A 22,422-nucleotide genomic window follows, 5' to 3' on the forward strand; every position below is an offset into this window, starting at 1 on the left:
CTTCACACCCACGTCCGAGGGCGGAAACGGTTGGCCCGCTCCACCAGTTCGATCCTTTCCTCGCCACCCTGTGCGAGCCGGGCAAGCGTCCGGTAAGAGCGCTCCAGGCCGTAGCGGAGGCCGCGCTCGTCCAGATCGTTGCCGAGCAGCACGGTCCGCGAACCGCTTGCCGGTGCAGCGGGTGCTGTCGGCGGAGCGGACGCGTGACCAGAGTGCCTACCGGAGAGTACCCAGTCCAACGCGGTGCCAAGGACCTCGGTGGAGAGTCGCTCGCGGCGCACCGCGTCGAGGCCGAAGCCCGCGAGGGCCTCCACCTGGCCCGCCGCGGCCGTCAGGTCGTCCAGGACGTCGAGGAAGGGCGCGCCGGGCGACGGCGCGGTGTCCAACGTCATACGGTGGCGCAGCCTCGCCCGCACCGCCGCGACGCGGGCCGCGGTGTAGTGGATGGAGGACTCGGGCACCGACTCCAGGGTGCGCACGGCGCCGCGCCGGTCGTCCGACGCGAGCTGTACGCGGGCCAGGCCGAACGCGGCGCTGACATAGCTCGGGTCGGTGGACCACACGAGGCGGTAGTACTCGGCCGCGTTGTCCAGCTGCTCCAGGACCTCGGCGCAGACCCCGAGGGCCAGCTTGGGCGCGGGCTCGCCGGGGAACGCGTCGTACACGGCGTCGAAGGACAGCGCCGCGTTCTCGTGGTCGCCGATCGCAAGCGAGGCGATGCCGCGGTACCAGACCACCCGCCAGTCGTCCGGGTGCCGTACCTCCAGGTCGGTCAAGGCCTGCGCCGCGGGCTTGAGTTCCCCCATCGCCAGGCGGGCCCGGAGCCCGCGCAGCTGGAGTTCCACGGAGTCGGTGGTCGCGGCCCCGAGCGCGGTGATCAGCTCGGCGGGCGCGGACGCCATGAGCCCGGCGAGGAACCCGGCGTTCGGGTCGTTCGGATCGACGCGCGGCACCGGCAGGGCGAGGGCCGTCGCGGGGGCGTCGAGGGAGCGGACGATCCGGGCGGGCGGGGCGGCCGGAGGCACGGGCGGCGCGATCGCCGGGCTGCCGTTGCCCTGGCCCTGGCCGTTACCCGGGTCATGGCCGTTGCCCGCCGCCAGTTCAGGGCGCCCCTTCCTGCGGCCCGTCGGCAGCACGCGTACCCCGAAGTGCGAGACGTCCCCGGCCAGCTCCGCGAACAGCTCCGTGTCCGTGACCTTCACCTCGGGCCCGAACAGTGTGGAGAGCGCGGGGCGCGGCCGACCCGTCTGGAGGGCCACGACCTCCCTCAGAACGCCCGTGAGCTGTTCCGCCATCTCCTGCGCCGACGCGAACCTGCGGGCCGGGTCAGGGTCGGTGGCGCGCACGAGGAGGCGGTAGAACGACTCGTACTTACGGAAGACCTCGATGTTGTCGGGGTCCGGCAGGGAGTCCACGAAGACGTTCGTGTACCCCTGGAAGTCGAAGGTGAGCACGGCCAGGGTGCGCGCGACCGTATAGAGGTCGGAGGCCACCGACGGGCCGAGCTCGGCCACTTCGGGGCCTTGGTAGCCGACCGTGCCGTAGATCGCAGACTCGTCGTCGTCCATGCGGCGGACCGCGCCCATGTCGATCAGCTTGAGCTGGTCCTCGGTCTGGATCGCGTTGTCGACCTTGAAGTCGCAGTACAGGAGATTGCGGCTGTGCAGGTGCCCGAGGGCTTCGAGCGCCTCGATGCCGAACGCGCAGGCCTGTTCGACCGGCAGCGGGTCGCGCTTGCCCTGCGGCGTGCGGCGTTCGTTGGCGATCTCCTTGAGGGACTTGCCGCCGACGTACTCCATGACGATGTAGCCGTCCATGGAGCCCGTGCGCTGGTCGAGGTGCTCGACGAAGTTGTAGATGCGCACGATGTTGCTGTGCTCGATCTCGGCGAGGAAACGGCGCTCGGAGATCGCGGCGGCCATCGCGTCCTGGTCGCCCGTGTCGAGCAGGCCCTTGAGGACCACCCAGCGGTCGGAGACCGCGCGGTCGACGGCGAGATAGACCCAGCCGAGCCCGCCGTGCGCCAGACAGCCCACGACCTCGTACTGACCGTGCACGATGTCGCCGGTGTCCAGCTTCGGCACGAACGAGTACGGGTGGCCGCACTTGGTGCAGAACCCCTCGGTGCGGCCGGGGCGCTCACCGCGGGCGCGGCCCACCGGAGCACCGCAGTCGGAGCGCGAGCAGAATCGCTTCCGCTCGGGAACCTCGGGGTTCTCCTGCACCGCCTGACGAGGATCGGGGCGTGGCACCTCGGGCACCAGGACCAGGCCCACGCCCAGTCTGCTGCGGGCCGACGAACTCGCCGCCGCGCCGGAGCTGCGCACCGAGACCGACCGGGACGTCGAGGCGCCGGACAGCGAGCGCGAGAGGCGCCCCGACACCGACCTGCGGGAGGACTGGGAGCGCGCCGAGCGGGACGAGGAGCGGGAGCTGGACCGGGAGCTGCTGCTGCCCGACCCCTTTCCGCCGCCGGTGATGCCGGTCGGGGGAGAGGACACCATGCCCGTCGGGGAGACGACCGGGGCCAGGCCGCAGGTGTCGCAGTACAGCTCGCCGCCGCCCACGTCCTCGTACGACCCTGTGCATCCGGGTCGCTGGCACTTCCGCTGCTCACTCATGCTTCCCCCCTCCGGTCGGTGGGCCCGCCCTGTTGCGGCACCCTCGGTGCTAGGACTTCGGCGGCCGCCTGCTGGTAGCGGAGCACGGCCTGTTCGGCGACGCGCAGATCGCAGGGGGCGCTCCAGAGCATCCGGCGCGCCGCGTCGTACCGCTCGACGAGGAAGGGGTCCTCCGCGTGGCCCAGCCGCGCGACCTTCGCCTTGTACGCGTCCAGGCGACCGCGCAGCTCCGCACGGACCGCGAGGGGCTGCGTGACGGCGCTCAACGACTCCCGGGCCCGCAGGAGTTCGTCCTCCGCCTTCTCCTCAAGTGACTCCAGGAGCGGGGAGAGGCGGTGCCACTGGGCGTGCCTGCGGTAGTCGGACGCCATGGCCAGCTGCTCCTGCAGCGCGGTCGACGGGCCGCTGACGGCGGGCACTTCGGACGCGGCGATCTTGGCGAGGACCTCACCGCGCGCCGAGCGGGCCTCGGCCAGGGTGCGGTCCGCGCGCGAGAGCACGTCACGCAGCCTGCCGAGCCGCAGCTCCGCGTCCTGCCGGACGGTGAGCACGGCGTCGATCTCACGGCGTACGTCCTCAAGGGCGCGGGCCTCGCGGTCGTACCGATCGGTGTGCGGGCGTCCGCCGCCGGGGGCCGAACTGCCCTTCGTGGGCTGCCAGAAGGCCAGCGGGTCGGACACCACCTGCTCGCGCAGGCGCGTCAGCTCCGCCGTGATCCGCTCCAGGTCGTCGCCCGCCGGATGCTCGCCCGGACGTACGCCCACGGAGTGCGCGAGCTGGCGGGTGCGGTGCAGCTCTGCGGCCAGGAGGTCTATCCGGGCGGGCAGCGCGGACCAGACCGCGTCGGCGGCGACGACCATGTCGAGCGAGTGCGCGTACAGGTCGTTCATCCGTGCGACGAGCTCGATGAGGGTGAAGCGTTCGGTGAGCTTGGCGGGGCCGCTGATCGAGGCCGACGGCGCGGGGGCGGCGCCGCCGGCGACGGTGATGCTCTCACCGCGCAGCAGCTCGGTCAGCTCCACCAGGTCGTCCCTGTTGGGCCATCGTCTGCGGAGCCGCACGTCGTGCGCGGTGCGCAGGGCGGCGGCGTACGCGTCGAAGTACGCCCACAGAAGGGTGATCTGCTGTTCGGTGGACTGCCAGCGCTCCTGTGTGGTGCCGGTGAGACCGGCGCCTTCGAGGAGTCGGCGGCCCGCGTGATCCTGAAGGGCGAGGAGCGAGGTCTCGATCGCCTCGTGCTCGGCGTCGAGCCGCGCCAGCGCACGGTCCACCTCGTCCCGGTCCATCACAGGACCGGGGGGTCCCGCGACGCTCATCGATCACCTCTCCGCTCTGCGTTGCTGTTCACGTCCGGCTCAGTCGCTGTACTTCGGCGCGGGCGGCCCGGCCGATTTACCGAGGGCCGGCTTCAGCCAGTGGTCGTAAGACTTCTGCCAGCCGTTCTTGCTGTCGCGATAGTCCTCCAGGACTTGGTTGACCCGCCGCACCAGGTCGTCGTCGCCGTTGTCCGGCTTCTTCATCGCCACGCCGTAGTACTCGGTGTTGAGCGGCGCGTCGCCCTTGAGCTCCACCGTCGGGTCCTGCGCGGCCTGGCTCGCGGCGAGCGCGCTGTCGGTCACGACGGCGTCCACCTCGCCGAGCTGGAGCCTTACCAGGCAGTCGAGTTGGTTGGGGACCGTAGTACCGATGTCGGCACCGAGGCCCTTCTTCTTGAGCTCCTCCAGCTCGGTCAGGGCCGTGGAACCCTTCGCCGAGCAGACCTTCTTGCCGTCCAGTGTGCCGTCGAACCCGGTGATGTCCGAGGACTTGGGTGCGAGGACCTGCTGGCCGGTCTTGAAGTAGGCGGTGGAGAAGGAGACGTCCTTCTCGCGTTCGCAGGTGATCGTCATCGTCCGTACGACCATGTCGACCTGGCCGCTCTGTATGGCCTTGACGCGCTGGTTGGTGGGGATGGCGCGGAAGAGCACGGCGTCGCGGTCGCCGAGGATGTCCTCGGCGATCTTGTGCGCGAGGTCGATGTCGAAGCCTTCGAGTGTCGCCGTCTTCTTGTTCGGGTCGCGATACCCCCAGCGATAGCTGTTCTGGTCGACGCCGACGATGAGCTTCTTGACCTTGCGGTTGCGGATGGCCTCGATCGTCGGGCCGTCCTTGCCGGAGGGCGACAGGCTCGCCTCGGGGGCCGCGCACTCCTCGGCGTGCGCGGGAGCGGCCTCGGTGAAACGCTGGGACGCCCGGCTCGCACCGGCATCCCCGTCCGGCTCGGCCGCACCGCCGGCCTCCGGCAGCACCAGGACGAGGGAGCCCGTGAGCGCGCAGGCCACCGCCATGGCGGCAGCTCCGCCCCAGCCGCGCAGCCTCGCCAGTCCTCGCGTACGCATCGTCCGCTCGCCCCCTCTCACCTGTACTCCGACAGCCTGCGCCCGATGCCGAGCAGGGCGCCCGCGGCTGCGAGCACCGCGAGCACGGCGGCGCCCTCCGGGAGCCCGGTCATCGCTCCCTTGCCGTCCTTGGCCGCCTGCTGGAACTCGCCCTGCTCGTGCTTCAGCGCGACCTCGAGTGCCTTGTCGACATTGTCGAAACACTCGCCGGTGGGCTTGTCCTTCTTGTCACCGACGACCTTGGCGAGCGCGCCCTTGTAGTCACCCGCGTCGTCGCTGTCCCGCGCGGTCTTGTGGCGGTCCTTCCAGACCAGCACGTTCTTCGCGGCGGCCTCGACGGGGTTCTTGCCCGACGCGTCGTCGGCGATGGCCGCGGCCTGGCCGAGCAGCCCGCTGTCGGCGCTGCCGAGCTGCTTCATCTGCGCCTGGTAGTCGACGTCGAACTTGTCCTTGATCTCCTTGTCCGCACCGACCTCGACGGTCTCCGCGCCACGGCTCACCAGCGTGAGGTTCTCGTTGCTGCGGGCCTTGAGCGAGCTGATGCGGGCGTCGTTCAGGACGTTCAGGGACTGCACTCCGTGGTCGTACGAGTCATTGAGACCCGAGCGCGCGAAGGTGTGCCCGGCGACCAGCCAGAGCAGGACGACCGTGGACGCGGCGGTCGCGGCGACCAGGCCGTGGTTCAACACCCGGTTCGTGCGGTGGTAGTTGCGGCGCTGGGCCCAGAACAGGGCGCCCAGCGCGAGCGCGCCGAGTCCGATGGCGAACCACGGATACGGCTTCGCGTCGGCGTAGTCCGACTTCAGCCGCTGCTTCTCAGCGGTGTAGAGCTCCTCGGCCGCCGGGAGCATCTTGGTCTGCATCTTGTCGTTGGCGTACCGCAGATAGGCGCCGCCGAGGGGGAGGCCCTGGCGGTTGTTCGCGCGGGCCCGCTCGATCAGGCCGGTGTACTCCGGCAGGAGCTTGTTCAGCTTGCTCACCGAGGCGGCGGCCGTCGAACCCGAGCCCGCGTTCGACGCGGCGTTGGCCAGCTTCTCGGACGCGCGGTCGATGTCGCGGTTGTACCGGTCGCGCACGGCCGCGGGCTCCTGACCGCCAGCCAGGAAGCCGCTGGAGGCGGCCGTGTTGGCGTCCGCGAGGGAGCGGTAGATGGCCGCCGCGTCGTCGCTCAGCGGCTGGCTGCGGTTCAGGACGCTGTTCGCGGCGTCCGCGCGGTCGGTCATCTGCCAGGTGGTGACCGCGCCGAACGCCACGACGAGCAGCGCGAGGACGGCGCCGATGATCCGCAGCCTGCCCGGTTCGGTCGTCGCCGCCGCGCGCAGCCGGTCGCGGCCCTCTATCCAGGCAGGGCGGCGGGGCGCCGCGCTCCGCACGGTCTCCGCGGGCGCCGCGGAGCCCCCTCCCGCCTGAGGCGGGACGGTGGGCATCGTCGGCGCTGCTCGTCCCGGCGGCGCGGCACTGCCGTTCGGCGGGTATGTCACCTCGACCTCGACCTCCCCCTTGGTCATCGGACGTTCACTTCCGCCCGAAGTGCGCGGTGCGGGAAGAAGTGCACGGCCGCAAGTATCGCCGCAGGGACTGACATCCGCACAGGCATTGACTCGATCTTGTACTGATCATCGTGTCCGCATCACCGTGTACGGATCCCCCTGTCCGGATCAGGCGACCCCGCTGCCCGGGTCACGCGAAGATCGCACACCACCCCTGCCCTTGAATACGCGATTCAGTACGGTTCGGTTCCCTGCCTGGCCCATGAACCGTGCCGCTTCAGGCTCCCACGCCACTCTCGTAGTGCCCCCGCACGCGCGCGTGCACCTCCGTCGGCGCCCCGATCCGGTCCAGACCGAGCAGCGCGGCGCCGAGCACGGGACGGGCGACGACCACCCGGGGCACCGCCTTGGGCGCCCGGTCGGCGAGCAACGTACGGATGCGGTCGTCCAGTTGCGGGTGGCGGGCGGCCAGGACGCTGCCGCCGAGCAGTACCGGGGCCTCCTCGCCGAGCAGGCCGAGCCGGTCGAGGGCCACGGTCGACATGGCGACGACCTCGTCGGCCATCCGGTCCACCAGCGAACGCGCCACCGCGTCGCCCGCCGCCGCCGTGGCGAAGAGCACCGGCGTCAGTTCGTGCCGCCGTACCTGAGCGATGCCACCCAGATGCAGGGCCTCGATCAGCGCGTACATGGAGGGCAGGCCGAAGTGCGCGGGCAGCGCCTCGCGCAGCGCGGTCGCTGCGCCGCGGCCGTCCTCGGCCCGCGCCGCGAACCACAGTGCCTCCTCGGCGAGAGCGCCGCCCCCGCCCCAGTCGCCGGAGATCCGGCCGATGGCGGGGAAGCGGGCGGTGCGCCCGTCGGGCAGCATGCCCACGCAGTTGATGCCGGCGCCGCACACCACGGCGACGCCCCGCGGCTCGGTGTCCTCCAGGAGACCGGCCCGCAGGATGGCGAAGGTGTCGTTGCGTACGTCGACCGACCGGCCCCACGCGCGGCGGCGCAGCGCGTCGGCCAGCTCCCGCTCCTCCACCGGGAGATCCGCGTTGGCGAGACAGGCGGACACGTGCCCGACGGAGTCCACGCCCGCCTCGGCAAGGGCCCGCGTCACCGCCTCCTGAAGGATGTCCACCGCGGTCTCGACGCCGACCTGGGGCGGCTGGAACCCGCCGCCGCGTGCCGCGCCGACGACCTCGCCGTCGGCCGCGACCACCGCGACGTCGGTCTTGCTGTTGCCCGCGTCGATCGCGAGCACACTCGTGCCTACGCCCACGCCAGGTGCTCCCGGTTGTGCGCGATGAGGCTCTCGGTGAGCTGCTCGGCGTACGCGTACTGGCCGACGAGGGGGTGGGCGAGCAGCGCCTTGAAGACGCGCTCGCGCCCACCGTGCACCGCTGCCTGGAGGGCCAGGTCCTCGTACGCGGTGACGTTCGAGATGAGCCCGGCGTAGAGCGGGTCCAGCTTCGGCACCGCCAGGGGCGTGGCGCCCGAGCCGTCCACCGAGGCCTGCACCTCGATGACGGCGTCGTCCGGCAGGAACGGCAGCGTGCCGTTGTTGACGGTGTTCACCACCTGGAAGGGGCTGCCGCCGTCGCCGAGCAGCGAGGCCGCGAGATCCACGGCCGCCTCCGAGTAGAAGGCGCCGCCGCGCTTGCCGAGCAGGGCGGGCTTCTCGTCGAGCGTCGGGTCGCCGTACATCTTCAGGAGCTCGCGCTCCATCTCGGCCACCTCGGCGGCCCGCGACGGCTTGGTCCGCAACTCCTCCACCACGGCGTCGTGCTGGTAGAAGTAGCGCAGGTAGTACGAGGGCACGACGCCGAGCCGGTCGACGATCTCGCGCGGCATACGCAGATCGGCGGCGACCGCGTCCCCGTGCTCGGCGAGCAGCTTGGGCAGGATGTCGTCGCCGTCGGGCCCCCCGAGACGTACGCCCGTCTCCCACGTCAGGTGGTTGAGCCCCACGTGATCGAGGTGCACGTCGCCCGGCGTGACGTCGAGCAGCTTCGCGAACTTGCGCTGGAAGCCGATCGCCACGTTGCACAGGCCGACGGCCTTGTGGCCCGCCTGGAGCAGTGCGCGCGTGACGATGCCCACGGGGTTGGTGAAGTCGATGATCCAGGCGTTCGGGTTGGTGCGCCGTACGCGCTCGGCGATGTCGAGGACGACGGGCACCGTGCGCAGGGCCTTGGCAAGGCCGCCCGCGCCGGTCGTCTCCTGGCCGACGCAGCCGCACTCCAGGGGCCACGTCTCGTCCTGGTTGCGGGCCGCCTGCCCGCCGACGCGCAGCTGGAGCAGGACCGCGTCGGCGTCCGCGACGCCCGCGTCCACGTCGGACGTGGTGACGATGCGGCCGGGGTGCCCCTGCTTGGCGAAGATGCGCCGCGCGAGGCCGCCCACCAGGTCGAGACGGTCGGCTGCCGGGTCCACGAGGACGAGTTCCTCGATCGGCAGGGTGTCCCTCAGCCGTGCGAATCCGTCGATCAGTTCGGGTGTGTAGGTCGACCCTCCGCCGACCACTGCGAGCTTCATATCGGTTCTCAGCCCTTTACTCCGGTGAGGGTGACGCCTTCTACGAAGGCCTTTTGTGCGAAGAAGAAGATGATGATGACGGGGGCCATGACGAGCAGGGTCGCGGCCATGGTCATGTTCCAGTTCACGGCGTGCGCGCTCTTGAACGATTCCAGGCCGTAACTCAGTGTCCAGGCACCGGGGTTCTGGGCGGCGTAGATCTGCGGCCCGAAGTAGTCGTTCCAGCAGTAGAAGAACTGGAAGAGCGCGATGGCGGTGATGCCGGGCTTGGCCATCGGTACGACGATCTTGATCATGGTGCGGAACTCGCCGCAGCCGTCGACCTTCGCCGACTCGATGTACTCCTTGGGGATGGTGAGGAGGAACTGGCGGAGCAGGAAGATCGAGTACGCGTCACCGAACGCCATCGGGATGATCAGCGGCCACAGCGTGCCCGACAGATGGAACTGCTGGGCCCAGACCAGATACATCGGGATCACGATGACCTGCGGCGGCAGCATCATCGTCGAGATGACGAGCAGCATCGCCGTGCGCCGGCCGCGGAAGCGGAACTTGGCGAGCGCGTACGCCACGGGGATCGCCGAGCAGACGGTGAAGAGGGTGCCGAGACCCGCGTACATCAGCGAGTTGCGCCACCAGTCCAAAAAGCCCGGCGTCTCGAACACGGCCCTGTAGTTCGACCAGTGCCAGGAGTCGGGCCACAGGTCGCCGCTCATCGCCTGCGAGTCGCTCATCACCGACGTCAGGAAGACGAAGACGAACGGCAGGATGAAGAGCAGCGCGACGGCTATCGCCACGCTGTGCACGGCGATCCAGTGCAGGATCCGCTTGCGGCGGGCGCGGGCGGCGGCGGGGCCTCTGGACGGGGCGGTGCGTTCGGGCGCCGACGCGGGCGCGCTGAGAGTCGTGGAAGTCATCGAGAGTCCTCAGTCCTCCGCCGCGAGCAGCCCGGAGCGCTTGCGCATCAGGAGCAGCGTGACGGCCATGGCGATGGCGAAGAGCACGAGCGAGAGCACGCACGCGGCACCGGTGTTGAAGTTCTGGAAGCCCATTTGGTAGACGAGCTGGGGGACCGTGAGGGTCGAGTGGTCCGGGTAGCCGGGCTGGATCACCGAGCCGGGGCCGATGTTGACGCCGGACGCGACTTTCCCCGCGACCAGGGCCTGCGTGTAGTACTGCATGGTCTGTACGACGCCGGTGACCACCGCGAACATCACGATCGGCGTGATCGCGGGCCAGGTCACGTAGCGGAACTTGGCGAACGCCCCGGCGCCGTCCAGGTCCGCGGCCTCGTACTGCTCCTTCGGTACGTCGAGCAGCGAGGCCATGAAGATGACCATCAGGTCGCCGATGCCCCACAGGGAGAGCAGTACGAGCGAGGGCTTGGCGGTGTCCGGGTCGTTGAACCAGTTGGGGCCCGGGATCCCGACCGCGTCGAGGATCTCGTTCACCGGTCCCGTGCCCGGGTTGAGCAGGAAGACGAAGGCGACGGTGGCGGCCACCGGCGGGGCGAGGTAGGGGAGGTAGAAGGCGGTGCGGAAGAACCCGGCGCCCGTCTTGATCTTCGTGATGAGCAGCCCGAGCGAGAGCCCGAAGACGACGCGCACGGCCACCATGATCACGACCAGCCACAGGGTGTTCCACAGGGCCGGGCCGAACAGGGGCATCTGCTCGAACACGTACTTCCAGTTCCGCAGGCCCACGAAGGTGGGCTGCTTGATCTGGTTGTAGTGCATGAACGAGAAGTAGACGGTGGCGAGCAGCGGATACGCGAAGAAGACGCTGAAGCCGACCAGCCAGGGGGAGAGGAAGCCGAGCGTACGCAGTCTGCGGCGCGCGGGGTTGGAGAGGGAAAGTGCCATGGCGGGGTCCTCAGCTCTTCGACTGGAGGGTGTCGGCGTCGATCTGCTCGTCGAGCTTCGTCAGGCCCTTGCGCAGATCGGGGACGCGCCCGGACTCGACGCCGTACGCGAAGTCCATCAGCGAGACGACGTAGGCGCCGCCGTTGACGGAGGGCGGCAGTGCCTTGCTGTGCTTGTTCTCCAGGATGTCGAAGAAGGTCCGGAAGGTCGGATCGGCGTCCAGATCGGGCGACTTGAGGGCCGCGAACGTGGAGGGGACGTTGTGGATGGCGTTCGCGAAGTTCACGACCTGCTTGGTGTCGGCGGTCAGGAACCGCACCAGCTCCCACGCGGCGTTCTGGTGCTTGCTGCTGTGCGCGATCCCCGCGACCGTGCCGGTGATGAAGCCCCGCCCGTACGTGTCGGCCTGGTCGTCCGGGACGGGCAGCGGTGCCACGCCCCAGTCGAACTTCGCCTTCTCCTCGTCCAGCATCAGGCCGCGCCACTCACCGTCCAGGTGCATGGCCACCTTGCCGGTCAGGAAGGCGTTCTGATTGGACATCTCGTCACCGAACGACATCCGGAACTTTTCCAGGTCACCGAAACCGCCCTGCGCCTTGGCCAGTTGCTGCGCGGTCTTGAAGAACTTGTACGTCGATGGCTCATCGGCGAGCCGCGAGTCGCCGTCGGCGTCGAAGTACTCAGGGCCCCACTGTGCGAAGAGCCGGTCCGGACTGTTCTGGTAGAAGCGGAAGTTGGGCAGATACCCGACCTGCTTGTACGAGTCCTTGCCGCTGCGAATGGTCAGCTTCTTGGAGACCTCTTCGAACTCGGACATCGTGCGCGGCGGACGTTCGATGCCCGCCTTCTTGTAGGCGTCCTTGTTGTAGTACATCCCGAAGGCGTCCGCGAGCAGCGGCAGGGCGCACTGGCTTCCCCGGTAACTCGTGTAGTCGAGCAGCGTCTTGGGGAAGGTCTTGCGCTTGTCGAGGCCGGTCTTCTCCATGAACGGATCGAGGTTCGCCCACATCCCGGAGTCGCAGTACTGGCCCACGTTGTTGGTCGTGAAGGACGAGACGACGTCCGGGGCCTTGTCGCCGCCCGCCCGCAGGGCCTGGTTGACGGTCTCGTCGGAGACGTTCCCGGTGGCCTTGACCTTGATGTTCGGGTGCAGCTTCTCGAAGCGGTCGATGCTGTCGTTGACGGCCTTGACCTCGCCGGGCGTCGACCAGCCGTGCCAGAACTTCAGGGTGACCGGCTTGGTCGGGTCGTCGTTCGCGCTGCCGACGCTCGGATTGGCACAGCCGGAGAGCAAGAGACCGGCTGCGGCGAGCGCCGCGGACGCGCAGGTGGGCATGCGCCATCGCGGCATGGCGGACTTCCTTTACGGGGGAGGGGAGTTGCGGTGCGGGGAGGGGTGGTTCGGACGGCTGTGCGTCAGGCCGTGTCGAAGACCTGGTCGCGGGCCTGGGTGAGGGCGGAGCGCAGGGCGCCGGTGAGGATCGGGTCGCCGTCGAGTTCGCTGATGCGGATCTGGGGGCGTGGCAGTGCGAGCCCGGTCAGCTCCTCCTCGACCCTGGCGCGCAGCTTGTCGCCGCCCGCCTGGGCCACGGAGCCGGAGAGCACGACGAGTTCGGGGTCGACGACGGCGACGACCGCGGCGATACCGGTGGCGAGACGGCGTGCGACCTCGCTGAGCACGGTGTCGTCGGCGAAGGCGTCGGCCAGTGTGGCCGCGCCGCCGGCGAGTTGCTTGACGACCGGCGCGGAGACGAGGCTCTGGAAGCCGCCTCCCCCGTCGGGGCCCCGGGTCGCCTCGGGGCCGCCGTGCGCCAGGGGAGCGCCGGGCAGCGGCATGTAGCCGATCTCGCCCGCGCCGCCGGTCGCGCCGCGCAGCAGGGTGCCGCCGAGCACGATGGCGGCACCGACGCCGTCGTCGAGCCAGGTGAGGACGTAGTTGTCGTTGTCCTGGGCGGCGCCCTCGTACTGCTCGGCGACGGCGGCCAGATTCACGTCGTTCTCGATGTCGACGGGCGTGCCGAGGACGGCGGCGAGATCGTCGCGCAGCGTCCGCGAGTGCCAGCCCGGCAGGTGCGGGGCGTACCGCAGCTCTCCGGTGTGCGGGTCGATGGCGCCGGGCGTGCCGATCACCGCGGCCCGCAGGTCGTCGTGGCCGAGGCCCGCCTGGCGCAGCGCCTCGTCGACGGCCTCCGTGACCAGTTGTGCCGTGCGGCGGCGCACATCCTCGGCCACGGCCTCCGCCTCGACGCGCGCCTGCCCGATGACGGTGCCGGTGATGTCGGCGACGAGCGCGGTGATCCCGGTGGGGTCGGCGGACAGGGCGGCGACATGTGCGGCGCCCGGGTCGATCTCGTACAGCAGTGCGTTGGGTCCCGGCCGTCCGCTGAGGCTGCCGGTGGTGTGCACGAGGCCGGCGGCTTCAAGGCGCCCGAGCAACTGCGAGGTGGTGGGCTTGGAGAGTCCGGTCAGCTCACCGATGCGGGTACGGGTGAGCGGCCCGTGCACGACGAGCAGGTCGAGCACCGCCCGGTCGTTCATGGCGCGCAGGACGCTGGGCGTGCCCGGGGTCCCCGGGGTGCTGCTTGCTGCTGCCATGACGACACCTGCCTATCGGCTGCCCGAAGGTTAGCGGCCGGGCACCGGTCGGTGCTTGTCCCACTAACTGTTAGGAAACTTTCCAATTCGTGAGGACCGTACGGCTGGCGTGAATGAGGCGTCAATAGCGCACGCCCCCGCGGCAACCAAGTCGTTATCTGCGGGGGCGGGGCGTTGCACGGGGTGCTTCCCGCTCGCGACATGGACGAAAGTCATGGGGCGCTCCGCACTTTCGCCGGTGCCGGACGCCACCCGCGATTCCTACGCTCACAGCCATGATCATCAGCAGCAGCCGCATCAGCAGCAGCAGCCGCATCAGCAACCGCATGGGCAGCCGCACCCGATGCAGGGCCGCCGCAGCCCTGGTGGCCCTCACCTTCCTCGCTCCGACAGCCGCGGCCTGCGCCGACGGCTCGTCCTCGCACTCCTCGCACTCCTCGCACCGCCCCGCTTCCGCGGCGGAACGCGAAGCCGGACCGTCCCTACCGCGCCCGTCAGGGCCTCACGGCGTCGGACGGGACACCCTCCACCTCGTGGACGCGAGCCGCCGCGACCTGTGGGTGCCATCGGCAGGGGCCCGCGAGCTGATGGTGTCCGTCTTCTATCCGGCCCAGCGCGGCGGCGCTGGAGCCGGGGCGCCGTATCTGTCGGTCAAGGAGTCCGGACTGCTGCTGAAAGGGCAGAAGCTGGACGAGCGGTTCGACGCCGAGCAGGTCGCCTCCGTACGGACGAACGCCAGGTCAGCCGCCCGCCCGGCCAAGGGCAGACATCCGCTCGTGGTCCTCTCCCCGGGCTTCACCCTGCACCGCGCCACGCTGACCGGCCTCGCGGAGGAACTGGCGTCGCAGGGCTACCTCGTAGCACTCGTCGACCACGCGTACGAGTCCTTCGGAACGGTCTTCCCCGGCAAGGGGGAGTCGTCCCGGACGCTCACCTGCGTCGCCTGCGAGAACGTCGAGAAAGCGCCGCACGGCGACGCGGGAGAGAAGAAGGCACTGGCCGAGGCGGCCAGGAACCGGGCGGCGGACATCTCCTACGTCATCGACGCGCTGACCGGACGATCCCGCACCGACGACGGACGGCACCCCGACTACCGGGCCCTGATCGACCCCCGGCGGATCGGCGCCGCGGGCCACTCGCTCGGCGGAAACGCGGCGACCACAGCCGCCGGCACCGACCGCCGAATCCGTGCGGCGGCCAACCTGGACGGCACTTTCTTCGCGCCGGTCCCGGCCGCGGGCACCGGCCGCCCCGTCCTCATGCTCGGCACCCGGAACGGCCACAGTCCCCGCACCGACGACGTCACCTGGCCACGCGAGTGGCGGCGCCTGCACGGCTGGAAGCGCTGGCTCACGGTCGCCGGCTCCGGACACCTCACCTTCACCGACATGCCGGTACTCGGTGGTCAGCTGGGGATGACCGACCCCTCGGCCCCGCTGTCCGGCAAACGCTCGGGCGAGATCACCACCGAATACGTCACAGCCTTCTTCGACCAGCACCTCAAGGCCCGACACCGATCCGTCCTCGACGGCCCGTCGAACGCCAACCCGGAGGTCGCCTTCCACTCACCCTGACCCGCCGCCCGTCCGTCCGTCCGTCCGGACAGCACGATGGGCCGTACCGCTACTTCGCCAGGTTCGGCGGCGGTGCTATCGGGGACGCCGCGAGGGACTGCGGGGAAGTCGAGGACGCGTACGCGGAGGGGGCCGCCATGCCTGCTGACGGGTCGGGCGCCTCCTCCGTCGCCTGGAGGGGGAGGCCGCCCACGATGCGGATGCCCTCCGCGTCGAAGGCCCGCTTGATGCGCCAGCGCAGTTCCCGCTCCACGCCCAGGGCGTTGCCCGGCATCGTCTTCGCGGAGACCCGCACGACCATCGAGTCCAGCAGCACGCTGTCAAGGCCGAGTACCTCGACCGGGCCCCAGAGGCGCTCGTTCCACGGCTCGTCCTTCGCCATGGACTCGCCGACCTCGATCAGCGTCGCCTGCACCTTCTCCAGGTCCTCGTCCGGGCGGACGGTGACGTCGACACCCGCCGTTGACCAGCCCTGGCTGAGGTTGCCGATGCGCTTGACCTCGCCGTTTCGGACGTACCAGATCTCGCCGTTGTCGCCGCGCAGCTTGGTGACGCGCAGGCCGACCTCGATCACCTCGCCGGAGGCCACGCCCGCGTCGATCGAGTCACCGACGCCGTACTGGTCCTCCAGGATCATGAAGACGCCGGAGAGGAAGTCCGTGACGAGGTTGCGGGCGCCGAAACCGATCGCCACACCCGCCACACCCGCCGACGCGAGCAGTGGGGCGAGGTTGATCTGGAATGTGCCGAGGATCATCAGCGCGGCCGTGCCCAGGATCAGGAACGACGCCACCGAGCGCAGTACCGAGCCGATGGCCTGCGAGCGCTGGCGGCGGCGCTCCACGTTCACGAGGAGGCCGCCGAGCGCCGTGCCGTTCACGGACTGCGCCGTGCGGTTCATGCGCTCGATGAGCTTGGTGATCGAGCGCCGGATGACCACACGAAGGACGACGGCGACGGCGACGATCAGCAGGATGCGGAGCCCGATGCCCAGCCACGCCGACCAGTTCTGCTCGACCCAGCTCGCGGCGTTCGTCGCGTGCTCCTGGGCGTCTTCCAAGGTCGGGGGCTTCGGCGTCGTCTTGTCGTCCGGGTCCGTTCCGGCTGCTGACAGGACGGACAGGAACACGGCAGGTACCTCCAGGCATAGCGGCCTGCCCAGGAGATGCACCGGGCAGAGTCACCACACTAACGGGGCATTGTGTGTGGATCGTTGTGATGTTCGAGGGAGAGACAGTGCTCACTTGGGGAAGATGAGGGTGTTGTACATCTGTGGTCGAAAACACTCCGAGCCCGTTACCGGTACATGGTGGCGCTTGGACCAGGCATGAGGGGAGACTGGCTACAGATCGTCCCGGCGCGAGCCACGCGCCGCCGGCGTAATAGGAGGCATCCGTGCCGCACGTCCTGGTCCTCAATGCGTCGTACGAGCCTCTGGGCGTCGTACCGCTCCGCCGCGCGCTCGTCCTCGTCCTGGAGAACAAGGCTCTCTGCCTCGAGGAATCCGGCGCCTTCATGCACAGCGCAACGCGCACTGTCCCCGCACCCAGCGTGGTCCGCCTCAAGCGGTTCGTCCGGGTCCCCTACAGGGGGCCCGTTCCTCTGACCAGGCGGGCGCTCTTCGCCCGCGACGGCGGTCGGTGCATGTACTGCGGTGGCGTCGCAACCAGCGTCGACCACGTCATTCCGAAGAGCCGTGGCGGCCCGCACGCCTGGGAGAACGTGGTGGCGTCCTGCCGCCGCTGCAACCACACCAAGGCGGACCGGCACCTCCTGGAGCTGGGGTGGCGCCTGCGTCACAAGCCCGCGCCGCCCTCGGGCCTCGCGTGGCGCATCATCGGGACCGGGCATAGGGATCCGCGCTGGCTGCCGTACTTGCAGCCGTTCGGCGCGGACGACGCGATGGCCCGGATCGACGGCATTTCCGCCTGAGAGATCCGGGCTTTTACGCGTGGCCGGAGCGTCGGTGTCCGCACCGCTCCGGCCACACGTCTTGAGCCGCTCCGGCTCCACGTCATGAGCCGCTCCGGCCACATGTCATGAGCCGTTACGCCGCTGTACGGCCGTGATCACGGCTGCCAGCGCCGCGACACCACCGCCGAGCAGCCCGGCGCCCGCCCCCGCCGCTCCGTGGTCGACGCAGTACTTGGCGATCCAGAGGTAGCCCACGATCCCGCCCGCGCCGAGGACCATGCCGGTCACCAGGCCCGCCGCCCGGAACCACACGTTGACCAGGTCGAGACGGCGGTTGTGCTCGGCGTCCCGTATCCGCTGGTCGACGAGCTTGTTCTTCATCTGGAATTCCTGCTCGACGAGCGACAGCATGCGCTCGGCCGAGTCCGACACGAGATCGTTCCAGATTCGCATCTGCTCGCCCGACGGCAGCTCGCGGTACTCACCAGGTGCGGGTTGCGCTGCGGGCTCCGGGGACTTCTCCGGCTCCGGAGGGTTCTCCGGCTCCGGTGATCGGGGTGGGACGGGGGCGGTCATGGAGTGGTCCCGTTGTTGTCGGGCGAGTGCGAGGGCCAGTGTGATGAGGACGGGGGCGGGGGAGGCGCGGGTGGGGCCGGGGCTTGCAGCTGGGGCACCGGCAGCCTGGCGTACAGGGCGTTCAGGGAACGTTCGACCGTGGCCCGGGCCTCCTCACGGGTGGGGCGCGGGGGGTCCGGGGCCGGCTGCCGGGGGCGACCTGCCGTGTCCGTCAGGGGTCGGTCCGTCAGGGGTCCGGAGAATCCCCACGCCGCCCATACGCCGTCCATGAAGGCGCGGCGCCGGGGCGCGGGTGACGACGTGGACGCGGCGCCGGGCGGGCGGGCGCGGGCGGGCGGCCTCCGCAGCCTGGCGCCGACGATCCCGATGACGACGAGCACCGCCCACAGGCCGAGCAGCGCGGCGGCCCCCCACGTCCCCCGCATCGGCGGCAACGCCCTGAGCAGGGCGTAGAGGCCGACCGTGATCACCGCGAAGGCCATGAGGAGGAGGGCGGGCAGCGCGGCGGCGGACAGCGCGGAGGCGGTGGACTCGCGGGCCTTGGTGAGTGAGGAGCGGGTGACGGCGAGTGCGTGGTCACGGGCGCGGTGGCCCGGCAGCGGCTCCCGGCCGCCGCGCCGTGCGGGCCCCGACAGCCGTACGTCGCGGCCGTTCGCCCGCATCAGGACGCGTGCCCGCGGGTGGGCGGCGAGCGTGCGCGCGGAGAGGGGGGCCTCGGCAGCGAGCGCGTCGGTCAGGAACGGCCGGGGAGACCAGCGGTCCGGGTTGGTGACGATCAGCGTGAGACGGCCCCGGAAGTGCCACATCAGCTCTTCGTACCGACGGGAGAATACCGCCACCGGCGGTACCTGGTCCGGCCGGTCCGATTCCAGGACCACGACGATGTGCCGGGCCCGGGTCAGCCCGACCAAATCGAACAGAGGGGCGAACGACAGGCCGCCCGACCTGCCCGGCGGCCGGTCGTGGGGGTCGCTGACATCCAGGACGCCCGTGTAGTGGACGAGCAGCAGATCGCTCGTGCCGCGGACGGCTTCGTGGAGCCTGTACGAGCTGTCCGGGAAGGTGATGTCGAGCGCGACGACACGGCCGGGCTCGGTGCGGAAGAGGCTGTCGGGCCAGCGGGTCAGGGAGTCCCGGACGGCCAGTGTGGCGGGGGGAGGAGGGGGAGAAGGGGCAGGCCGGGGAGGACTGGACGACGAGCGCCGGTCGCCGCCCAACTGGTTGTACCGCTCCCGCTCGTACCGCTCCCGCTCGTACCACTCGCGCTCACGCCGCTCCCGCTCGTACGGGTCGCGTTCACGGCGCTCCTGCTCGTACCGCTCGCGTTCACGCCGCTCCCGCTCGTACGGGTCGCGTTCACGGCGCTCCTGCTCGTACCGCTCGCGTTCACGGCGCTCCCGCTCGTACGGGTCGTCCTCGTGACCGGGCCGGTGCCGATAGGCGTCCGGTCGCTCGACGTCGCCCTCGTACAGCAGAACGGCACACGAGCGCCGCGCATCCGGTCGGTGCGCCAGTGATCGCATGTCGATCCCCCCGGTGAGGCCTCACCTCCATCATCGCGCGCCCGACGGGCCAACTGGCAAGTCGCGCGGGCGTCTTGCTGACGCACAGGCCGTCTACCTGGCGTCGGCCACCGCGTACGCCTCCACCGACCAGAGGGAGTAGCCGAAACGTGTGGCCCGCCTGTCGCCCTGCACCCGGACGTAGCGGGTGTCGGGGGCGTCCATGCGGACCGCCTCGCGACCGCCCTTGCCGTCCTGCACGGTCGCCGCCGTGCGCCAGGTCCTGCCGTCGGCGGACGTCTGTACGCGGTAGCCCGCCGCGTACGCGTCCTGCCAGCGCAGGACGACCTGACCGAGCCTGATCGGCTCCGTGAGCTCCATCTGCCACCAGGCGCCGTCCTCATACCGCGAGGACCAACGGGTCCTGGGGTCGCCGTCGTTGGCGCCCGACGCCGGGAAGTCCTTCGTCTCGTCGCCCGACGACGACGCCTTCGCGCCGCGCGCCAGGTCGGGTCCCGCGGTGCGCGGGTAGGCGCGGATCGAGACCGTTCTGCTCCGGCCGCCGAAGGCGAGCTCAATCTCGTACGTTCCCGAGCGCGTGCCCGCCGGGACGGTGACGTCGACGGGCACGTCCACCTGAGTGCCGCGCGGCAGCGTGGACCTCTCGGGGGTGCGCACCTCGACGCCCTCGGGGGCCTTCGCCGTGACCTTGCCCTGTACGTCGCCCGGGCGCAGGGACGTCAGCTTCGCCGTGACCCGCCGCGGGCCGCCGCCGATCTCCACGTCGGCCTCGGTGCGGGACAGGGAGAGGCGGGCGTCGGGGGAGTCGGCGTACCAGGGGACCACGTGGCGGACCGTGCCCTCGGAGACCTTGACGCGGACGGCGTCGGCGCGGGGGCCGGAGCCATCGGGTTCGGGCTCGGGCCTGACCTCGGTGAAGCCCGTGCCGGACAGGGCGGCGACGCGGCGCCAGCCGTCGCCGGGTACGTGGGCCTCGATGCCGCCCTTGGTGCCGGGGTCGGTCAGCACGGTCACCGCCGTGAGGGGGCGGGCGCGGGGGACGCGGACCGTCGCGCGGTCCGACGCCTGCTCGTTGTCGAGCCCCGCCCATGCCCCGTACGCCTTCTGCGAGCGCGTGAGGAAGGGGGCCAGGACGCCCTTGCCGACGGTGACTTGACCGGCCGCCCGCAGGTCCCTCTGGAGCCCGGCCAGGGTGCGCGAGGCGCGCCAGGCGGCCGCTCCGTCGCCGGTGGACTGCGCGCGCAGCATGTCGACCGCCGTCTCGCCCGCTTTCCCGTAGCGCGCCAACCGCGTCACCCAGGGCCGCAATTCGCCGTAGATGTCACTGTCACTGCCACTGCCACTGCCACTGCCACTGCCACTGTCGGCGAGGCGTCGCGGTGCCTCCTTCATGACGGTGAAGGCATCCCGCAGTGCCTGCCCGGACTTCCTGACGCGGGCGGTGTCCGTCGTCGTACGCGCGCGCCAGAAGTCGTCCATGAGCGGGCGCAGATACGCCGATTCGTCGGCGCCGAGCACGGAGGACGCGTCATTGCCCGCGAGGGCGCGCAGGGCGCCCCGTGTCTTCCTGTCGCCGCCCGACAGGTCGTCGATCGCGGCGAGCCAGGACTCGTGCGGGCGGTAGGCGCGGGGGTTCCAGGCGTAGTCGGCGGCGGTGAACAGCGGGATGCGGGAGGCGGACGGCTGCTCCATGGCGTTGCCGAGCAGCGCCGCCGAGCCGGTGGCCACGGCGGGCTCGCGGCCGGTGTACGGGCCGAGGAAGACGCGGTCCTCCGCGAAGTCGTTGACGGGGTAGTTGTCCGTCGTCACGAGCGGGTGGTCGCCGAACGCGGCGCGGGCGCCAGCGAGTTCACGTCCGGTGATGGTCCTGGGGACCACGCCGACGCCGGTCCAGGCCACCTCGATGCCGTGGTCGAGGCGGTCCGCGATGGCGTCGCGGTACTTGGTGGAGCCGTTCTGGTAGTACTCCGTGGGCATGAGGGAGAGCGGCTTCGCGTCCGGGTGGCGCTCGGTGAGGTGCGCGGAGACGGCGTTGGCGACGCGGGACTGGGCCCTCGCGGCGGCCTCGGGCCCCGAACCGAAGGCGTCGGCGTCCGCCTGGCAGTGCCACTCGCTGTAACTGACGTCCTGGAACTGCAGCTGGAAGGCGCGCACGCCAAGGGCCCACATCGCGTCGATCTTGCGGTTCAGGGCCTTGATGTCCTTCTCGGACGACATGCACATGGCCTGGCCGGGGGCGATGGACCAGGCGAGCGTGACGTGGTTGCGCGCCGCCCGCTCGGCGAGGGCGCGGAAGTCGGCGCGCTGGTCGGCGGGGTAGGGCTCGCGCCAGCGCGCCTGGCGGTACAGGTCGTCGCCGGGGGCGTGGAGATAGCGGTTCTGCTTCGTGCGGCCCATGAAGTCCAGCTGGTCCAGGCGCTGCTCGCGGGTCCACGGGGTGCCGTAGAAGCCCTCCGTCATGCCGCGGACCGCGGTGCCGGGCCAGTCGCGGATCTGGACCGCGGGGATGGTCGGACGGGTGTTGCCGGTGTTCTTCTCGCCGCGCTTGGTGACCAGCTGGCGGAGGGTCTGTACGCCGTGGAAGAGGCCGTCGTCGCCCACGCCCGCGAGGGCGACGGTGTCCTGGCCGCCGATCCGGCCCACCGCGAGGCGGTAGCCGCCGGACGGGAGGCCGCGCCGGTCGCGGGCGCCGAGGGCGCGCAGCGCCTGGTCCGCACCGGCGCCTTCGGTACGGATGACGAGGTTCCCGCTGCCCGCGGGGAGCGGTTCACCGTCCTTCACCTCGGTGATCCCGCGGGCGCCCGCGTCGCCGAGGAGGGCGCGAAGGGCATCCATGGCGTACGGGTCCGGGGCCCGGCCGGTGACCAGGACGACCTCGTCGGTGACGGTGACCGGAGCCCCTGCCGTGCTCATGCTCATCGACTGGGGGCGGGGCCAGACCGGCGGGAGGGTGCCGTCGGTCTCCCGGTCGTCGTCCGGGGACGTGGCCGGGGTGCCGGGCTTTCCGGGGACGCCGGGGGCGGAGACAGCGCCCGGAGCGCCACCGAGCGTGCCGGCGATGACGGCGACGGCGATGGCCACCGCGCCCTTCCTGCGCCGCAGCTGCACGGCACTCTCCTCGGCTCGGTCCCTCGTCCTGATCGGTCGGGTGGGGCCTGATGGGTCGGGTGGGGCCTGATGGGTCTGGTGGGGACTGATGAGGACTGGTGATCACTTTTGGTGCATGAGTCGTCTCAGGGTGTCACCGAGCCCATCACTCGCGTGGCTCGGGTGTCAACGGGTGTGGAGTTCGCACGCGCGTGCCGGAGGGGGGAGGTGCTGGAGGGGTCGGATGGGCCGGATGGGTGGCCCTGGATGCGGCAA

The 22,422-nt window shown here is 70.8% G+C and carries 16 protein-coding genes; 2 read left to right on the top strand and 14 right to left on the bottom strand.

Annotated features, from left to right (window positions below):
• Nucleotides 1-2 precede the first annotated feature (2 nt).
• The 10 genes from ACFVXC_RS20550 to ACFVXC_RS20595 all read right to left on the bottom strand — a co-directional run bounded on the left by ACFVXC_RS20550 (nucleotide 3) and on the right by ACFVXC_RS20595 (nucleotide 13,472).
• Entirely contained in the window at nucleotides 3-2,621 is a 2,619-nt protein-coding gene (locus tag ACFVXC_RS20550; RefSeq protein WP_389907044.1) for a tetratricopeptide repeat protein, read from the bottom strand.
• The gene (locus ACFVXC_RS20555; protein ID WP_389907045.1) at nucleotides 2,618-3,937 is read right to left on the bottom strand and encodes a hypothetical protein; all 1,320 of its coding nucleotides are present in this window, start codon (nucleotides 3,935-3,937) and stop codon (nucleotides 2,618-2,620) included. Before ACFVXC_RS20555 ends, ACFVXC_RS20550 begins: the two co-directional genes overlap by 4 nt.
• Nucleotides 3,938-3,976: 39 nt before the next feature.
• Entirely contained in the window at nucleotides 3,977-4,999 is a 1,023-nt protein-coding gene (locus ACFVXC_RS20560) for a glutamate ABC transporter substrate-binding protein (RefSeq protein WP_389907047.1), read from the bottom strand.
• A 17-nt stretch (nucleotides 5,000-5,016) separates the two neighbouring features.
• Nucleotides 5,017-6,480 (bottom strand): hypothetical protein, encoded by a 1,464-nt coding sequence (locus tag ACFVXC_RS20565; protein ID WP_389907459.1) that lies wholly within the window; start codon nucleotides 6,478-6,480, stop codon nucleotides 5,017-5,019.
• Nucleotides 6,481-6,766: 286 nt separating this feature from the next.
• The gene (locus tag ACFVXC_RS20570) at nucleotides 6,767-7,759 is read right to left on the bottom strand and encodes an N-acetylglucosamine kinase (RefSeq protein ID WP_389907049.1); all 993 of its coding nucleotides are present in this window, start codon (nucleotides 7,757-7,759) and stop codon (nucleotides 6,767-6,769) included.
• On the bottom strand, nucleotides 7,750-9,015 hold the full coding sequence (locus ACFVXC_RS20575) for a 6-phospho-beta-glucosidase (RefSeq protein WP_389907051.1): 1,266 nt from the start codon (nucleotides 9,013-9,015) through the stop codon (nucleotides 7,750-7,752). The genes ACFVXC_RS20570 and ACFVXC_RS20575 overlap by 10 nt, the downstream gene beginning before the upstream one ends.
• Nucleotides 9,016-9,023: 8 nt before the next feature.
• Nucleotides 9,024-9,932 carry a carbohydrate ABC transporter permease gene (locus tag ACFVXC_RS20580; protein WP_389907053.1) on the bottom strand — a complete coding sequence of 303 codons (909 nt, stop codon included), beginning with the start codon at nucleotides 9,930-9,932 and terminating at the stop codon, nucleotides 9,024-9,026.
• A gap of 9 nt (nucleotides 9,933-9,941) precedes the next feature.
• Nucleotides 9,942-10,877 (bottom strand): carbohydrate ABC transporter permease, encoded by a 936-nt coding sequence (locus ACFVXC_RS20585; protein WP_389907055.1) that lies wholly within the window; start codon nucleotides 10,875-10,877, stop codon nucleotides 9,942-9,944.
• A 10-nt stretch (nucleotides 10,878-10,887) separates the two neighbouring features.
• Nucleotides 10,888-12,228, bottom strand: coding sequence for an ABC transporter substrate-binding protein (locus ACFVXC_RS20590; protein ID WP_389907057.1), 1,341 nt, complete (start codon nucleotides 12,226-12,228; stop codon nucleotides 10,888-10,890).
• A gap of 65 nt (nucleotides 12,229-12,293) precedes the next feature.
• The gene (locus ACFVXC_RS20595) at nucleotides 12,294-13,472 is read right to left on the bottom strand and encodes an ROK family protein (RefSeq protein ID WP_389907059.1); all 1,179 of its coding nucleotides are present in this window, start codon (nucleotides 13,470-13,472) and stop codon (nucleotides 12,294-12,296) included.
• A 275-nt stretch (nucleotides 13,473-13,747) separates the two neighbouring features.
• Between ACFVXC_RS20595 and ACFVXC_RS20600 the strand changes: the two genes are divergently transcribed.
• Nucleotides 13,748-15,046: an alpha/beta hydrolase family protein gene (locus ACFVXC_RS20600; RefSeq protein ID WP_389907061.1), complete on the top strand. Its 1,299-nt coding sequence runs from the start codon at nucleotides 13,748-13,750 to the stop codon at nucleotides 15,044-15,046.
• A gap of 49 nt (nucleotides 15,047-15,095) precedes the next feature.
• On the opposite strand, the gene ACFVXC_RS20605 is transcribed toward ACFVXC_RS20600, so the two are convergent.
• The gene (locus tag ACFVXC_RS20605) at nucleotides 15,096-16,175 is read right to left on the bottom strand and encodes a mechanosensitive ion channel family protein (protein ID WP_389907063.1); all 1,080 of its coding nucleotides are present in this window, start codon (nucleotides 16,173-16,175) and stop codon (nucleotides 15,096-15,098) included.
• 266 nt (nucleotides 16,176-16,441) lie between these two features.
• Between ACFVXC_RS20605 and ACFVXC_RS20610 the strand changes: the two genes are divergently transcribed.
• Nucleotides 16,442-16,978 (top strand): HNH endonuclease, encoded by a 537-nt coding sequence (locus ACFVXC_RS20610; RefSeq protein WP_389907065.1) that lies wholly within the window; start codon nucleotides 16,442-16,444, stop codon nucleotides 16,976-16,978.
• A gap of 105 nt (nucleotides 16,979-17,083) precedes the next feature.
• Here ACFVXC_RS20610 and ACFVXC_RS20615 read toward each other — a convergent pair whose 3' ends face one another.
• The 3 genes from ACFVXC_RS20615 to ACFVXC_RS20625 form a co-directional block, all read right to left on the bottom strand.
• The gene (locus ACFVXC_RS20615; RefSeq protein WP_389907067.1) at nucleotides 17,084-17,536 is read right to left on the bottom strand and encodes a hypothetical protein; all 453 of its coding nucleotides are present in this window, start codon (nucleotides 17,534-17,536) and stop codon (nucleotides 17,084-17,086) included.
• The gene (locus ACFVXC_RS20620; RefSeq protein WP_389907069.1) at nucleotides 17,533-19,059 is read right to left on the bottom strand and encodes a hypothetical protein; all 1,527 of its coding nucleotides are present in this window, start codon (nucleotides 19,057-19,059) and stop codon (nucleotides 17,533-17,535) included. Before ACFVXC_RS20620 ends, ACFVXC_RS20615 begins: the two co-directional genes overlap by 4 nt.
• A 93-nt stretch (nucleotides 19,060-19,152) precedes the next feature.
• On the bottom strand, nucleotides 19,153-22,167 hold the full coding sequence (locus ACFVXC_RS20625) for a beta-N-acetylglucosaminidase domain-containing protein (RefSeq protein ID WP_389907071.1): 3,015 nt from the start codon (nucleotides 22,165-22,167) through the stop codon (nucleotides 19,153-19,155).
• Nucleotides 22,168-22,422 lie beyond the last annotated feature (255 nt).

The organism is Streptomyces sp. NPDC058257 (genome assembly GCF_042881845.1).
Lineage (GTDB): Bacteria > Actinomycetota > Actinomycetes > Streptomycetales > Streptomycetaceae > Streptomyces.

What these genes read in the sequence shown, in the direction of transcription:
- ACFVXC_RS20550 (WP_389907044.1), bottom strand. Translation starts at nt 2,621, where the DNA reads ATGAGTGAGCAGCGGAAGTGCCAGCGACCCGGATGCACAGGGTCGTAC.
- ACFVXC_RS20555 (WP_389907045.1), bottom strand. Translation starts at nt 3,937, where the DNA reads ATGAGCGTCGCGGGACCCCCCGGTCCTGTGATGGACCGGGACGAGGTG.
- ACFVXC_RS20560 (WP_389907047.1), bottom strand. Translation starts at nt 4,999, where the DNA reads ATGCGTACGCGAGGACTGGCGAGGCTGCGCGGCTGGGGCGGAGCTGCC.
- ACFVXC_RS20575 (WP_389907051.1), bottom strand. Translation starts at nt 9,015, where the DNA reads ATGAAGCTCGCAGTGGTCGGCGGAGGGTCGACCTACACACCCGAACTG.
- ACFVXC_RS20580 (WP_389907053.1), bottom strand. Translation starts at nt 9,932, where the DNA reads ATGACTTCCACGACTCTCAGCGCGCCCGCGTCGGCGCCCGAACGCACC.
- ACFVXC_RS20585 (WP_389907055.1), bottom strand. Translation starts at nt 10,877, where the DNA reads ATGGCACTTTCCCTCTCCAACCCCGCGCGCCGCAGACTGCGTACGCTC.
- ACFVXC_RS20590 (WP_389907057.1), bottom strand. Translation starts at nt 12,228, where the DNA reads ATGCCGCGATGGCGCATGCCCACCTGCGCGTCCGCGGCGCTCGCCGCA.
- ACFVXC_RS20595 (WP_389907059.1), bottom strand. Translation starts at nt 13,472, where the DNA reads ATGGCAGCAGCAAGCAGCACCCCGGGGACCCCGGGCACGCCCAGCGTC.
- ACFVXC_RS20600 (WP_389907061.1), top strand. Translation starts at nt 13,748, where the DNA reads ATGATCATCAGCAGCAGCCGCATCAGCAGCAGCAGCCGCATCAGCAAC.
- ACFVXC_RS20615 (WP_389907067.1), bottom strand. Translation starts at nt 17,536, where the DNA reads ATGACCGCCCCCGTCCCACCCCGATCACCGGAGCCGGAGAACCCTCCG.
- ACFVXC_RS20620 (WP_389907069.1), bottom strand. Translation starts at nt 19,059, where the DNA reads ATGCGATCACTGGCGCACCGACCGGATGCGCGGCGCTCGTGTGCCGTT.